This window comes from uncultured Tateyamaria sp., assembly GCF_947503045.1.
Taxonomy (GTDB): Bacteria; Pseudomonadota; Alphaproteobacteria; order Rhodobacterales; family Rhodobacteraceae; genus Tateyamaria.
This window is the reverse complement of record NZ_CANNCF010000011.1, coordinates 1-13,434: the sequence shown is the minus strand read 5'-3', so window position 1 is coordinate 13,434 and position 13,434 is coordinate 1. Positions and strand designations below refer to the sequence as shown.

The window sequence follows — 13,434 nt, the reverse complement described above, 5'->3', positions numbered from 1 at the left end:
GGAGCCCCACCATGACCGTTTCGCGCACCCATTTGAAAACCGTCGAGCAATTGTTGCTGTGGCATTCGCATTGGATGATCCACCACGCGAACCATATCCGCCCCAAGGTGGACGGGATCAAGATCGGCGGGCATCAAGCCTCGTCCGCGTCCATGGTGTCGATCATGACGGCGCTCTATTTCTCGGCCCTGCGCCCGGAAGACCGTGTGGCTGTCAAACCCCATGCCTCCCCCGTGTTTCACGCCGCGCAATACCTGATGGGCAACCAGACCCGCGAGAAAATGGAGAACTTCCGGGGTTTGGGTGGTGTGCAAAGCTACCCCTCGCGCACCAAGGATATCGACGATGTGGATTTCTCGACCGGATCGGTCGGTTTAGGGGTGGCCATCACCTCCTTCGCGTCGATCATTCAGGATTACATCGCGGCCAAGGATTGGGGCAAAGGTGCGCCAATGGGGCGCATGGTCGCCTTGGTCGGGGATGCCGAGCTGGACGAGGGCAATATCTATGAAGCCCTACAAGAGGGCTGGAAGAACGATCTGCGCAACACCTGGTGGATCATCGATTACAACCGCCAGTCGCTGGACGGGATTGTTCGTGAAGGCTTGTTCGAACGTGTCGAGAAGATCTTTGATGCCTTCGGCTGGGACGTGGTGCGCGTCAAACACGGCGCTTTGCAACGCGCGGCTTTCGAAGAACCGGGCGGCGATAAGCTGCGCGACTGGATTGATGCCTGCCCCAATCAGGAATACTCGGCTCTGACCTTCATGGGTGGTGCTGTCTGGCGCAAGCGGCTCATGGACGATTTGGGCGATCAGGGCGATGTCACAGCGCTGATCGACCGGAGCAGCGATGACGAATTGGCCGCGCTGATGGAAAACCTTGGTGGCAACTGCGTCTCCACGATGGCCGACACCTTCGATGCCATCGACCACGACCGCCCGACATGCTTTCTGGCCTATACGATCAAGGGCTGGGGCACGCCCATTGCAGGGCACAAAGACAACCATGGCGGCTTAATGAACAAGACCCAGTTTGCGGAATGGCAAAAGCATATGGGTGTGGCAGAGGGTCAGGAATGGGATCGCCTCGCAGGTGTCAAAGATATCGCGGCCATAGAGGTCTTCCTCAAAGATGTCCCCTTTTTCGCCAGCGGTCCGCGCCGCTTCAGCGATGCCAAGGTTGCCGTTCCTGCAATCGACTTCAGCAGCGACCGTGAAATCTCCACTCAGGCTGCCTTCGGAAAGATCCTTGATGATCTGTCCAAGGGCGACAGCGATTTGGCCGCACGGATCGTGACCACATCGCCGGATGTGACGGGCACTACAGGATTGGCGTCCTGGGTCAATCGTCGCAAGCTTTTTGCGCGCGCAGAACAGGCGGATGCCTTTATCGAACACCGCATCCCTTCCACGGCGAAATGGGCCTTCACACCGGACGGACAGCATATCGAGCTTGGCATCGCCGAGATGAACCTGTTCCTGCTTTTGGGGGCTGCGGGCCTGTCGCATTCTCTCTTTGGCAAGCGTCTTTTGCCGATCGGTACGGTCTACGATCCCTTCGTACATCGTGGCCTCGATGCTCTGAACTATGCCTGTTACCAGGACGCGCGGTTCATGATCGTCGGCACGCCCTCGGGTGTGACGCTTGCGCCCGAAGGCGGTGCGCACCAGTCCATCGGAACACCCCTGACCGGGATGAGCCAGGATGGATTGGCGAGCTTTGAGCCGGCCTTTGCCGATGAGCTGGCCGTGATCATGGAATGGGCCTTTGACTATATGCAGCGCGACGGTGAGGGCGATCCCGATGAGCGTACATGGCTCAGGGATGAGACCGGAGGGAGCATCTATCTACGTCTGACGACAAACCCGATTGAGCAGCCTGGCAAGCGTCACGACGACGCCTTTCGGCAAGGTGCCATCGATGGGGCCTACTGGCTGCGCAAGCCGGGACCAAACTGCGATGTTGTGATCGCCTATCAGGGTGCAGTGGCCTCTGAAGCGATCAAGGCGGCGGGCATGATCGGCGAAGGACGACGCGACATTGGCGTCCTGGCTGTTACGTCAGCGGACAGATTGAATGCGGGTTGGACGGCCGCGCAACGCGCGCGGTCACGGGGCAACGACCGGGCAAAGTCACATATCGAAACACTTATGGGAGACCTGCCCCCTCACTGCAAGATCGTCTCGGCGATTGATGGCCATCCTGCGACGCTGGCTTGGCTAGGTGGAGTGGCCGGTCATCAGACCATTTCACTGGGTGTGGAGCACTTTGGTCAAACCGGGACAATCGGCGATCTCTACAAACATCACGGGATCGATGCCGCGTCTATCGTGGAGAAAGTGCAAGGATTGACGGACGGTCGGCATATCCAGATTTCTGCGGCTGTTTGAGCGCGCCCACATCATTGCATGGTGGACTAAATGAAAGGAGCGCTGCGCCAAGCATGGTCACTTTCTAATGGTGCACCTTGCACTTGACCACCTGAAGCAAGGTGCTTGCATGAGGCGCACTTGTGCCCACTAAGCCTTGGTGTTTACTGCCGCTGTGATTTCAGATCATCAGAACCATTCGAACGCGATCTTCAAGATCATCGAGTAGGCGTTCTGCGGTCCAACCCGCGCGGCTACGATGCACGTGCCCCTGGCGCATGTCATGGAGCAGTCGAGCGCGATCCTGCGATGGAAAGTCCTTTGGCAAATTGCCAAGTGATTTCTCTTTGTCGAACCTTGCGGCAAGCCGAGTGTCCGTTTCGCGAATAGCCTTCTCCATGCGCTCCGCTACGCCTTCGACCTCACCCACTGTTGTGGCCACGCAGGATGCCAAAAAACAACCGCGCGGGGCACCCTCTTGCTGGGTAGAATGTGAAACAACGGATGTCAGAAAGCCACGGACGGCATCCTCAATCGATGCCGCGCCCTCAAAGGCAACGATCGGTGCACAGCCATCGACATCGGCGTAGCGGTCGATGGTCTTGAGGTAGAGCTCGCGCTTGTCGCCAAATGCCGCGTATATGCTTGGCCCGCTGATTTTCATCGCGGCGGTCAGGTCTTTCATGGAAGTTGCGGCATACCCTTTTGTCCAAAAAGCGTTCATCGCCGCCATCAGCGCTTCAGCTTCGTCAAATGTACGTGGCCTGCCTAATTTTTTTGTATCGTTCAAAATAAAAGTCCTTGACTGCCGTTGCGCTTTATTTATGTATCGATTGATAGATAAGTCAAGGAGTCCATTCATGTCATCCAAAAAGCCCGCACCCGGTAAGGTATTTCCGGTTATCGAAGTTCCCTCACTCGGCGGCGGCAACATTCGGTTGGGTGAAGCGAGCGACGGATACGATTGGCAATTAATTATCGTCTACCGCGGCAAGCATTGTCCGATCTGCACTCGCTATTTGCGCGAATTGGACGAGACCGTCCAATCGCTAAAAGAAATGCGTATCGAAGCTGTAGCTGTCTCTTCAGACAGCAAGGAACGGGCCACCAGTCAGATTGCTGAAGTCTCCCCGAGTTACCCAGTCGCCTATGGCCTGACAATCGACCAGATGCAGGCGATTGGCCTTTATATCTCCAGCCCGCGCCATGGCATTAATGTGGAGGGTCCATTTGCTGAACCGGGTCTGTTCGTGGTGAACGAGGACCGCGAGTTGCGCATGGTCGATGTTTCAAACGCCCCTTTCCTGCGCCCTCAATTGCCATCCGTGGTCAGCGGCCTCCGGTTCATGCGTGGGATGACCGAGGCGTTTCCAGCAAACGGTACATACGCCTAAAACACCGCCGTCCCAACAATCCCCGAAAGGATACCTTCAATGACCATGACACCTGATCATGCAAATGTTGCAGCCGTGAAGGCGACACTCGACGACCTCATCGGTGGCGTTTCAGGGCATTCATTTGATGTGCTGGATCGCATCTACCACCGCGACATGCGCACCTACCTCTTAGCGGATGGTGGCGTTCTGATGCAGAATGACAAACTTGGCTTCATGGAGCACGTAAAAGGCGCCATGGCCCAGATGGGAGACCCGAACCCCTGGGCGGAATATCACCTTGTTGAGGCTGATGACACGCGTGGGCATATCCTGATCAGCCGCAAGAACAACGTCACAAATCGCAAGCAACTGCTGACGTTGAGCATCGACTTCGTGCTTGAAGATGGCCGCTGGCAGATCATTCGCGAAGTCATCATGACCCGAAACGATGATGCCTAACCGCCTCCCCTCTCAAAATGTCCACGAGGGAGTCGGATTCTCCACTTTCATAAATAGGAAATTGCACATGAAAACTCTTCTACCTTTAGCCTTTTTGGCTATGACCACATCGATTGCACTTGCCGATGAAGATGCCGCCTCAAACCTGAACGCCGTCAATGATCGTTTCAACGAGGCGGCCGCTGCCCACGACGCTGAAGGTCTGATTGAGCTTTACGCCGATGACACGCTCTGGATTGCACAAGGCGCACCTGTAACGCAAGGACTTGAGGGGCCGAGGCAGCTCTTTGAATTCGTCACCGCGAACAAGGGAAACGTTACCCATACGATTGACCACCTTTTTGTGTCTGAGGATGCAACGCTGGCGGTTATGATCGGCTCGGTTGACGCCGTGATCGAAAGTCAGGGCATGGACGCTACGGGTACGTATCTTTTCGTCCTGGAACCAGAGGATGACGGCTGGGAAATCGTCACCGACATGTGGCACCAACACGCACAACAGTAACCGATCGGATGAGCCAGCCTGAAAGGCCTGGCTCATCCATCAAATTCCATAGCAGCGCTTGGAAGAAACGACTCAAACGAACGCTCAAGCAGACTATTTAGGGTTTGAAGCCCCTCGCTTCCATGTGAATGGTTGCGCGTGGCTCCATAATTTCGCTTCGATCGCGCGATAAATTGACACTAAGCCAGTATTCGGTTTGTCGCTGAGCTAAACTAAGTCAAAAGAGCCCGAATTTCTTCTGATGCCTTCGTATTTACGATCTCGTTGAAGCGCTCGGTAAATGGATCGATCTCGTAAATTGAATCAATCTGCCCCACGACCCTATCTTTTTCATCAAGCACAAGGATCGTTGGGTATGCTTGGATCCCCAATTCAGCTGATTGCGCATAACTGGCGGCAACATCCGGGGTGTCCTCTGTGGCGCCGGCAATCGCGTCAGTATCGAGCGCCGGGAACCCGTGGGCGGCGCAGATGTCATCGTAAGTTACCGCGAGATTGACGTCTTTTCCCTCAAGAAAATGTGCATCCTGCAAGATATGCGCAAACTCAAGCGCCCGATCCGGTGCCAGTTTTTTCATCTGCAGGATCGCAAGACTTGGCGGCGCAGAAATGCTCAGCGGCGCATCTGCTTGCTGCAACATGTCCCGGAACGGCTGACCGATAGCGCGGCCAGTCACTCCTGTCATTTTGACCTCAGCTTGGGCAATATAATCTGCCATGTCAGCGTAGCTGCCGACCCGCTCACCTTTGACCAGACCACCTGGGATGACATCGATTTCGATGTCAGGATGAGCTGCGGCAAATGCATCAAGCGTCGGGGTAAACCCAAAGCACCATCCGCAGAGCGTGTCATGACCATAGATAAGTTTGGTCTTTTTCATGAGGCTATCCTCTTGTTTTTGAATGCTCAGGCCCTGCCGCCCATGACTTCGGCTACGGACTTGATTTTTGGAAAACCGTTCAACGATTCAAGCCGGGCAATCCAGGCCTGTACATTCGGATAGTCCGCAAGCGAGACCCCGGCCTCTTCAACGGCGGCGATGTATCCGTAGTTGGCTACATCCGCGATCGTCGGCGCTGTGCCTACGAGCCAATTGTTTTCTGCCAAATGCGGTTCAAAAAGCGTTTTCAGCAGCGCGTGAGTTTTCTCGACAGCTTGATCGTAGTCAATTGGGACACCCAAGAACTTGGAGAGCCGAGCACCGCATGGTCCCTCAAAAACCTCCTTCACGCTCGTCGCCAGCCATTCCTGAACCTTACCCGCAAGCTCGGGATCATTGGGAAGCCAGGAACGGGCAGGATCATATTGCAGCGCAAGATAGGTCAGGATGGCAGTTGAATCGCGCAAGACCACATCGCCGTCTTGAAGCGTGGGCACTTGCCCGAGCGGATTGAGCCTCAAATACTCTGGCTGTTTGTGCGCCCCACTTTGCAGGTCAACGATGACATTTTCATAGTCCAAGCCCAGAAGCGCTAGCATAGCGCTTGCTCGATGTGCGTGACCGGAGACGGGATGATCATAAAGTTTCATGTCTTTATCCTTAGGATTTGAAAGCTGTGGAGTGATCCGACACCCATTGAGAGAAGGATGTCAGTTTGATGTTGAAGCGGTTCTCGATGGCGCCGGCATCGGTCACAAAGCCCGGCTGGAACTGATCGGGATTGGCCTGAATGCCGCCGTACATGCCCGCGATCATACTGGCGACTTGAGGGCTCCCCATCTTGGCCAGATGTGTTTCAAATTCAGATGCGGGCATCGTTTCAAATGCCAGCTCGGTGCCAAGCGTATCCCCCATAATCCGGGCCAGATCGTCGCCATCAAGGGCCTGAGGGCCGCCAAGTGTCAGCACCTCATTGGGCAGCTCGCCCTGAAGAGCCTTGTCTGCCACCCGCCCGAAATCGGCCGCAGCGCCCCACTGCATCTTGAAAGTGGCCGGCGTTGGATAAAGCAATTTGCCTTGCGCAAGACCGGCGGTGGTCCAAGGACCAAGCAGGTTTTCCATGTAAGTGACCGGGGTCAGGCCAAGGAACGAAAACCCGTCCTCCTGCAATGCCCGTAGCAACACAGCTCCTGGATCAGTCGTCGAAGCGGGGTCCATGATCGGACCGCCTGTGTTCCAGACGATTTTCTTGACGCCCGTTGTCCGGGCGGCGCTGAGCGCATTCAACCCATAGGCATTCCGGTCATCATCAGGATTAGTGATCAGCGGCACATGAAGAAATAGCGCATCGCGCTTATCACTCGCGGCAATCAGCCCGTCCTGATCCGCCATGTCTCCAATAATGGCTTCGACACCAGCGGCTCTCCACCGCTCAGCTCCGGCCTCGGAGCGTGTGAAGACACGCACGTCATGCCCGGCATCGACCAGCGCCTGCGTTCCGGCCGCCATCTGCGCACCGTTGGCGCCATATGCAAGAATTCTAAGGGTCATGAGATCATTCCTTTTCTGGAGCAAGGTCTGGATTGACAGGAGAGTGCTCAGCCAAGGACCACCGAAGCGGTGTGGCTTTGGCGGTGCGGCGAACACCGCTGATTTGGATACGTAATAGGCGCAGAGCACCGGAGGTTTGGGCAACCTCGTCAGCGTCTTCGATCAGCGAGGCCTTACCGTGCAGATGCAGCTGGTCACCGGTTTCAAAATCGATAAACAGCACCCCCGCATCAGGGTTCAAAAGTAGGTTGCCGAAGGTGTTGAACAGGTTGTTGCCCCGGTAGTCGGGTATGGTGATCTGCGACGGGCCATCCACCGAGACAAAGCCCGGCTGTCCGCCGCGATGATTGACGTCGACCCCTTCATAGGGGGCGTCTGATCCATCCTGCACGTAGGACGCGATCCAGAACGTATCCGCCGCTTTGATGAGGGTCGTATCGTCTGCATTGAGCCTATCGCGCGTTTCGATCTTGCCTCCGGCAGTTGGAAGCTCCCGCTCTGAAATCTCGCGCAGGCTGATGTACTTGGGGCAATTGCCATAGCTTTGCACCACGGTAATCGTGACCGAGCCATCGTCTATGGCCGTTACCTTGCCATGCATGCGGTTGCGCCGCCGATTGGACAGATCCAGCCCCACAACGCCGACCGCCTGCCCCAAATCCAGCGCATCGAATGCAGGTGTTCCGGCACGGTCGCCCGTTTTGATCAACAGCGTTTTCGGGTCCGGCGAGGACGCAAACCCAGCAGGGCCGGTCACGATAGACGCATGGGGCAATCCCTTTGCATCCACCGTGCCCAGAAAGATATATTCAAGCCCCTCAAAGAACGCCCGATGCTGATCCGGCATGAAGTCATTCATCAGGTGCCGGGTCATCACCGCAATTTTCTCGCGGTCGCCGGTTTGCTCCTGCAAACGCAATTCGCCTTCGTGGAAATGCTGAAGTGTCATGAGAGGCTCCGTTCGGTGAGGGGTTACGCGAGGTTTGGCGGGCCGTTCGGGCAATCGATCAGATAGCCCCAGCCGCCGTTTTCCAGCCTCTTGGCCACTTCCGTCGATTGGCCTTCCGCCATGACTGTGCCGTCCGGTGCGACGACGCTCCAATTGGCACGGAGTAAGGCGATGTCACCGATGATGACTTCGCTGAACACATCGCTTTTGATCTCAGGTCTAAGGTCCATGAAGTCTTCGAATACCGAGTGCACACCGGCTAGCCCCATGCTGGGAGGTTGATCGGGAAGGAAGAAAATCTTGCAGTCGGGATGGAACAGCGAGGTGATGCCCTCCAGATCACCTTCTTGCAGATAAGCACCGACGCAATTGGCAATCTCGCGGGGTTGATGGGCAATGCGTTGCGTCACTGGGCGTCCTCTGGATGTGGATTTGAAGTGAGGGGGCATGCAGCTGTCAGAGGGAGGGCATCCCGGCATCGCGCACCGCGTCAGGCAACCAGGTTTCCTGAATATGTAGCCAGGTCAGAGGGTCGGTCATTTCCACTAGAACTGTCGTGATGCGCGCGTTGTTGGCTTCCGCGGAAACTTTGGATCCGGTCTGCCATTCGGTGTAAGTCGCCAGCACAAGGTCACCGCGTTCATAGCGAATATTGACGTCCCGGATTTTACTCCGGAAATCCGCATTGGTTCCGTAGCCGCGTGCGATCCCTTCTTTGAGGAATGCACCACTCATGACCTGCCCTTCAGGGGGAATGAATTGCACGTCCTCGTGCAGGCGCGACAGGAAGCGCGGTTCAAGCTGGTCACGATCTGCCGTGCCATTGAACCATTCTGTGAAGAAATCATGCAGATCGACGATTTCTTTCCTGACAATCTCCAAAGTAGCCATTGTCCAACTCCTAGTTATGGGTCTGATGGGTTTGGTCGCGCTTGAACAGCGCGACCAAGGGGTGCCTTACACGGGACCGTTATTGTCGATGTCGAGGAACATCTTCCACGCGCCCGCTTCATCGCGCTTGTAGCCAAGGACCAAACGGCCCTCAGGATTTTTGACGTCGCCGGTGTCGCGCATTTTCATGGTGCCGTAGAAGCGGCCGGACACGATCGCTGTGTCACCGTACACTTGCAGGTCTTCGATGTCGTAGCCGGACGTGATTTCGGCTGCGGCGATGCGTGGGTTGTATTTGTCGCGGATCGCCTGGGTGCCAATCGTTACAGGCTGGCCTTCATTCACTGTCATAACGTCTGGATGACACGACCGGATCATCCGTTCGATATCCCCATTGTCTAGGCCATTGTTCCATTCGTCGATTGCGGCTTGGATTTCTTCGTGTTCAGTCATGATCTTACTCCGATGTTTTGGGTTGATGGGCTGTGAAGAACTGGCCAACGACCATTTCTTCGATTTGGCCAAGGAATGCTTTTGTCGCTGGCCGTTCTGCAAATTGAGGTGTCACACGCTTGGCCGTGTCGTGGTCAGGGAAGGTGAAAATGTCAGCGTACAGGGTCTGACGAGTGCGGTCGGTCGTGACCAGAGTTTCCCAGGATGTGACGCCTTCCAGAGCAACGAAGTCGTCCCGTGCCGCTTCGCGGATCGCATCGACTTCGGCACCCTCCTTCATTTTCAGAATGAAGATTTCAGTAATTTCCGCCATCGTTAGCTCCTGTGAATTGTTCGCTTGCTTACAATGTAACGCACTGCTATCGTAAGGATAATACATCTATTTCCTTACACTGTGATCGAAAAATCGAACAATGAATCGTAACCATTTTGGCGATATTAGGGTCTTCGTTGAAGTCGCGCGCCGCGGCGGCTTCCGCGCCGCCGCTGAACATCTGCAACAAGCACCAGCATCCGTGAGTGAAGCGATACAACGTTTTGAAGAACGCTTGGGCGTACGGCTGTTCGAACGCTCTACAAGGTCCGTCGCCCTAACAGCGATTGGTGAACAGTTTTATGAACGCAGCTTGCCAGCAGTGACCGAGTTGGAAGGCGCGGTCAGCGATATTGATGATCAGAAAGACGACGTCTCGGGCGTCTTACGCCTATCTGCGCCTTACAGTGCCGGCCCTTTCTTCCTGGATGAATTGATCGCCCGGTTTGCCGCGACCTATCCGGCGGTTGATGTCGAACTGATCTACGATGATCAAAAAGTGGATTTGTTAACGTCCGGGATTGACGCAACGATCCGCTCTAACACGCTGCTGGAACCGGACACCCATGCGGTTCAAGTTGGACCGGAGTTGAACATGTCTATTGTCGCGACACGCGGCTACATCGAGCGAAAAGGCATGCCAAAAGAGCCGCGCGATATCTTGAACCACGACACTATCTGTTATGTCTTTGGTCGCAGTGGCCAGCTTGCACCATGGAGTTTCAAAGGGCCAAATGGCGGGTATGTAATCCAACCAAAACCCAGGTTGGTCGCAAATGATATGCGATCACTGTTGCATTATGCCGCGCACGGCCTCGGACTGGCCTATGCTTACGCGGAAATCGCAGCTCCCTATCTTGCCAACGAGGATATGGTTGAAGTTCTTGCAAATAACCTGGCCCCCTTCCCTAGATATTCGATCAACTATCGAAGCAAGAAACACATGACCCGTCGCCTTCGCGCGTTTTTGGACCTGGCCAAAGAAGGGTCACATGTTCAGTGAGTGGTGATGTCATTTCGCAGAACCTAACCTGCATGCACTCTGGTCGACCGACACGCCAACACCATCGCCACAAGTCAAGTCTCGAAGTGGGACTGTGCAGCAGATCAAAGCCCGGTCCTCGGAAAGCTCAAAATCTGGCTTCGTCGGATAGTCGACCTTTCCGCTCCGCGACTTGACTGAACATGCCCCTGGACTTCCACGTCGACATACAAGATTTGGCGCAAGTCCATGGAATTCAGCAAAATCCAATAGGTTGCTTTTCTCCGGCATCCACAGCAAAGAGCGAACCGGGTTCTGAGATGACAATTTCGACGGGCTCTGAACGCACAAGAAGAGCACTGACCGCCGGTTGTCACCTGAAGACGCTTATTTGCCATCGAAGAGATACTGCGTGGCGTGTGCCCAATAAACAGAGAATATAGAGAAGAACCGACAGCAATAAATGACACACCGCCCTTTCTATTTTCTGATATCCTTGTGTGCCATGTCCAAAAACCGTTGCAATGCATTGGACCGGACTCGGCTGGGTGGCGTGACCGTGTAGACGCCTCCGGCGCGCGATGACCAATCCGGTAGTAGCTGCTTCAAACGACCCTCTTTCAAATCTTCCTTTAGCAAGAAATCAGGTAAGAGCGTGTAGCAAAACCCCGCAGCCACGTAGGTGCGCATCGCAAGTGTGATGTTCATCGTGGATACCGTATGGGTTGAAAGAACTTGCCGTCGACCATTCTTTTCAAAGACCCATTCTGTGTTTTCAGGAAATGCGGTGCTGCGAACAAATGGAGCTGTTGCTAGATCGTCTGGGTTCTTCACGTTCAAGCGCCGCTCGGTGCTGGGAGAGCAGATAGCAATCACCTCGAAATCTAATAGCTTGCGTGCGAGATTACTAGAATCCGACAGCCATCCGATGCGGAACGCAAGATCGTACCGATCTTCTATGATGTCGACGAGTCCGTCTGTCAGATGAAGATCTATCGTCACCTCTGGATAGGTGTCCTGAAACCGCGCCACAAATGGCGCGACATAAGACACGCCGAAATCAACAGGTGCAGTTATTCGTAAAACGCCCTTTGGCGTCTTGTCACGATCCTGAATCCGTTCATAGGCATTGTTGGCTTGGGTAAGGGCCGATTTTGCGTCTTCGTAGAAAACACGCCCCGCGTCCGTCGGCTGAAGATGGCGGGTGTTGCGCAACAATAGCGGCGTACCAACATCCTCTTCCAGAAGCTGCAATTGTTTGCTGACAACTGCCTTGCTTATCCCCAGAGCGGCAGCGGCACCGGTGATGGTGCCTGCTTCCACAGTCGCGATGAAGTGTGCCAAGCGATTGAAGTTGAGGCGTTTTCCCATGTTCGTCCTGTTTCAGGCTGATAGATTACCGAAACTGGCCGGTATCAACTGGCACTTTGGCTTCAAAAATTCTGCAAACATACCAAGCTACGTGGACAGTTCGGTGTGCCACTACATTGTAAGCTAAAAGCATACAGTGCGTCTAGTTATTCTCTCTTTTACTGACCGATAGGGGACGCTACCTCTTATCCAAAGCAAATTGGAGAACATCATGTCTAACGAAAAACTGGTTGTAATCTATGACACATTTTGCGGCTGGTGCTATGGTGCCGCTCCAGTATTCGATGCCCTCATAGATACAGATGCAGAGGTCGAGGTTCTGCACCGCCACCTGTTCCAAGCACCTTACGCGCCGAAGATGAGCGACGGTAAAGGGGCTCAAATCCTCCAAACGACGCCGCATGTCGAAGCCCTTACCGGACAGGTTTTTTCGGACGCTTTCAAAGACAACATCGCGCGCTCTGAGACTGAAATCCTTGAATCCGGACTGTCAGCACAAGCAGCAGCCCTGGTACATGATCAGGGTCCGGAAAAGGAATTTGCGCTGCGCCATCGTCTCGAAACCCTTCACTTCGGTGAAGGCATGTCCTCGGCCGACCGGCAATCCATCGTCGATGCCCTGATTGCAGAAGGTGTTTCACCAGAACAGGCTGAACGCCTTGGAACCCCTGAACTCGAGGCAGAAGCCGCGGCCCTTTCCGAGCGCGCACAATCGCTGATGGCTGCCGTCGGATCACGTGGTGTGCCCACAGTGCTGAAGATCAGTGGCGACCACGTATCCAAAGTCGACCACCAGGCCTTCTACGGTCGTCCTGAGGCTGTTCCCGCTGATCCATTTGAACTCTCGACACTTTAATCCTGCTCGAAAGGAGCGTGACATGACATCTACAACTCCCAAAACCGTTGCCATCTTTGGAGCGACCGGTGCCCAAGGTGCCCCTGTCGTAAAAGAGGCCCTGTCCAAAGGGCACACTGTCCGGGCTGTGGCACGCGATGCCGCCAAGATCGCGGCACTTCATCCAAACGCCGTTGCCGTGGCGGCTGACCTTTCCGACGAAGATGCCGTGGCTGAGGCGCTGCGCGGCGTGGATGCAGCCTTCCTGCATTTCCCGATGCCAAGCGGGCCAGATGACAGCCAGAACTGGGCAGCTGCGTTCTTCGCCGCAGCGCACAAGGTCAACCTGCCCCTGCTGGTCTACGTCACGGGCGGGCCGTCTGGTGATCGCTTCCCCTCATCTGCCATCGTTGACGGAACGACCCAGGGCATGACCGCCGTGTTGGGGTCTGGCATTCCGTCCATTGTCCTGCAATCGGCCGTGTATCTGGAGAAC

Annotated in this window: 18 protein-coding genes; 7 read left to right on the top strand and 11 right to left on the bottom strand. The window is 55.2% G+C overall.

Going from position 1 to position 13,434, the window contains the following annotated elements; translation table 11 throughout:
- Positions 1-11: 11 nt before the first annotated feature.
- Positions 12-2,393, top strand: coding sequence for a 1-deoxy-D-xylulose-5-phosphate synthase N-terminal domain-containing protein (locus Q1A89_RS22480; RefSeq protein ID WP_299733836.1), 2,382 nt, complete (start codon positions 12-14; stop codon positions 2,391-2,393).
- A 160-nt stretch (positions 2,394-2,553) separates the two neighbouring features.
- Here Q1A89_RS22480 and Q1A89_RS22475 read toward each other — a convergent pair whose 3' ends face one another.
- Positions 2,554-3,162 carry a TetR/AcrR family transcriptional regulator gene (locus Q1A89_RS22475; RefSeq protein ID WP_299733834.1) on the bottom strand — a complete coding sequence of 203 codons (609 nt, stop codon included), beginning with the start codon at positions 3,160-3,162 and terminating at the stop codon, positions 2,554-2,556.
- 70 nt (positions 3,163-3,232) lie between these two features.
- Here Q1A89_RS22475 and Q1A89_RS22470 point away from each other — a divergent pair, with 70 nt between their 5' ends.
- The 3 genes from Q1A89_RS22470 to Q1A89_RS22460 all read left to right on the top strand — a co-directional run bounded on the left by Q1A89_RS22470 (position 3,233) and on the right by Q1A89_RS22460 (position 4,712).
- Positions 3,233-3,766, top strand: a complete 534-nt coding sequence (locus tag Q1A89_RS22470; RefSeq protein ID WP_299733832.1) for a peroxiredoxin-like family protein — start codon at positions 3,233-3,235, stop codon at positions 3,764-3,766.
- Positions 3,767-3,805: 39 nt separating this feature from the next.
- Positions 3,806-4,207: a hypothetical protein gene (locus tag Q1A89_RS22465; RefSeq protein ID WP_299506070.1), complete on the top strand. Its 402-nt coding sequence runs from the start codon at positions 3,806-3,808 to the stop codon at positions 4,205-4,207.
- A gap of 67 nt (positions 4,208-4,274) precedes the next feature.
- Positions 4,275-4,712, top strand: coding sequence for a nuclear transport factor 2 family protein (locus Q1A89_RS22460; RefSeq protein WP_299733830.1), 438 nt, complete (start codon positions 4,275-4,277; stop codon positions 4,710-4,712).
- Positions 4,713-4,924: 212 nt separating this feature from the next.
- Here the strand turns inward: Q1A89_RS22460 and Q1A89_RS22455 are convergent, their stop codons facing one another.
- The 8 genes from Q1A89_RS22455 to Q1A89_RS22420 form a co-directional block, all read right to left on the bottom strand.
- Entirely contained in the window at positions 4,925-5,593 is a 669-nt protein-coding gene (locus tag Q1A89_RS22455; protein ID WP_299733828.1) for a DsbA family protein, read from the bottom strand.
- Between the two features lie 26 nt (positions 5,594-5,619).
- On the bottom strand, positions 5,620-6,243 hold the full coding sequence (locus Q1A89_RS22450; protein ID WP_299506064.1) for a glutathione S-transferase family protein: 624 nt from the start codon (positions 6,241-6,243) through the stop codon (positions 5,620-5,622).
- Positions 6,244-6,253: 10 nt separating this feature from the next.
- Positions 6,254-7,144: an NmrA family NAD(P)-binding protein gene (locus Q1A89_RS22445; protein ID WP_299733826.1), complete on the bottom strand. Its 891-nt coding sequence runs from the start codon at positions 7,142-7,144 to the stop codon at positions 6,254-6,256.
- 4 nt (positions 7,145-7,148) lie between these two features.
- Positions 7,149-8,093: a pyridoxamine 5'-phosphate oxidase family protein gene (locus Q1A89_RS22440; RefSeq protein ID WP_299733824.1), complete on the bottom strand. Its 945-nt coding sequence runs from the start codon at positions 8,091-8,093 to the stop codon at positions 7,149-7,151.
- A gap of 23 nt (positions 8,094-8,116) precedes the next feature.
- Complete coding sequence (locus Q1A89_RS22435; protein WP_299733822.1) at positions 8,117-8,503, bottom strand: nuclear transport factor 2 family protein; 387 nt, start codon at positions 8,501-8,503, stop codon at positions 8,117-8,119.
- Between the two features lie 46 nt (positions 8,504-8,549).
- On the bottom strand, positions 8,550-8,984 hold the full coding sequence (locus tag Q1A89_RS22430) for a hypothetical protein (RefSeq protein WP_299733821.1): 435 nt from the start codon (positions 8,982-8,984) through the stop codon (positions 8,550-8,552).
- 66 nt (positions 8,985-9,050) lie between these two features.
- On the bottom strand, positions 9,051-9,437 hold the full coding sequence (locus Q1A89_RS22425) for a DUF4440 domain-containing protein (RefSeq protein ID WP_299733819.1): 387 nt from the start codon (positions 9,435-9,437) through the stop codon (positions 9,051-9,053).
- 4 nt (positions 9,438-9,441) lie between these two features.
- Entirely contained in the window at positions 9,442-9,750 is a 309-nt protein-coding gene (locus Q1A89_RS22420; protein ID WP_299733817.1) for a hypothetical protein, read from the bottom strand.
- A 100-nt stretch (positions 9,751-9,850) separates the two neighbouring features.
- Between Q1A89_RS22420 and Q1A89_RS22415 the strand changes: the two genes are divergently transcribed.
- The gene (locus Q1A89_RS22415; RefSeq protein ID WP_299733815.1) at positions 9,851-10,753 is read left to right on the top strand and encodes a LysR family transcriptional regulator; all 903 of its coding nucleotides are present in this window, start codon (positions 9,851-9,853) and stop codon (positions 10,751-10,753) included.
- 9 nt (positions 10,754-10,762) lie between these two features.
- Here the strand turns inward: Q1A89_RS22415 and Q1A89_RS23565 are convergent, their stop codons facing one another.
- Positions 10,763-11,023, bottom strand: coding sequence for a 2Fe-2S iron-sulfur cluster-binding protein (locus Q1A89_RS23565; RefSeq protein WP_366524524.1), 261 nt, complete (start codon positions 11,021-11,023; stop codon positions 10,763-10,765).
- A 189-nt stretch (positions 11,024-11,212) separates the two neighbouring features.
- A complete protein-coding gene (locus Q1A89_RS22410) occupies positions 11,213-12,103 on the bottom strand; it encodes a LysR family transcriptional regulator (protein WP_299733813.1) in 891 nt (296 codons plus the stop codon).
- Between the two features lie 211 nt (positions 12,104-12,314).
- Between Q1A89_RS22410 and Q1A89_RS22405 the strand changes: the two genes are divergently transcribed.
- Both Q1A89_RS22405 and Q1A89_RS22400 read left to right on the top strand, forming a co-directional pair.
- On the top strand, positions 12,315-12,959 hold the full coding sequence (locus tag Q1A89_RS22405; RefSeq protein WP_299733811.1) for a DsbA family protein: 645 nt from the start codon (positions 12,315-12,317) through the stop codon (positions 12,957-12,959).
- Between the two features lie 22 nt (positions 12,960-12,981).
- On the top strand, positions 12,982-13,434 hold a 453-nt coding region (locus tag Q1A89_RS22400), incomplete at its 3' end, for an NAD(P)H-binding protein (RefSeq protein ID WP_299733809.1).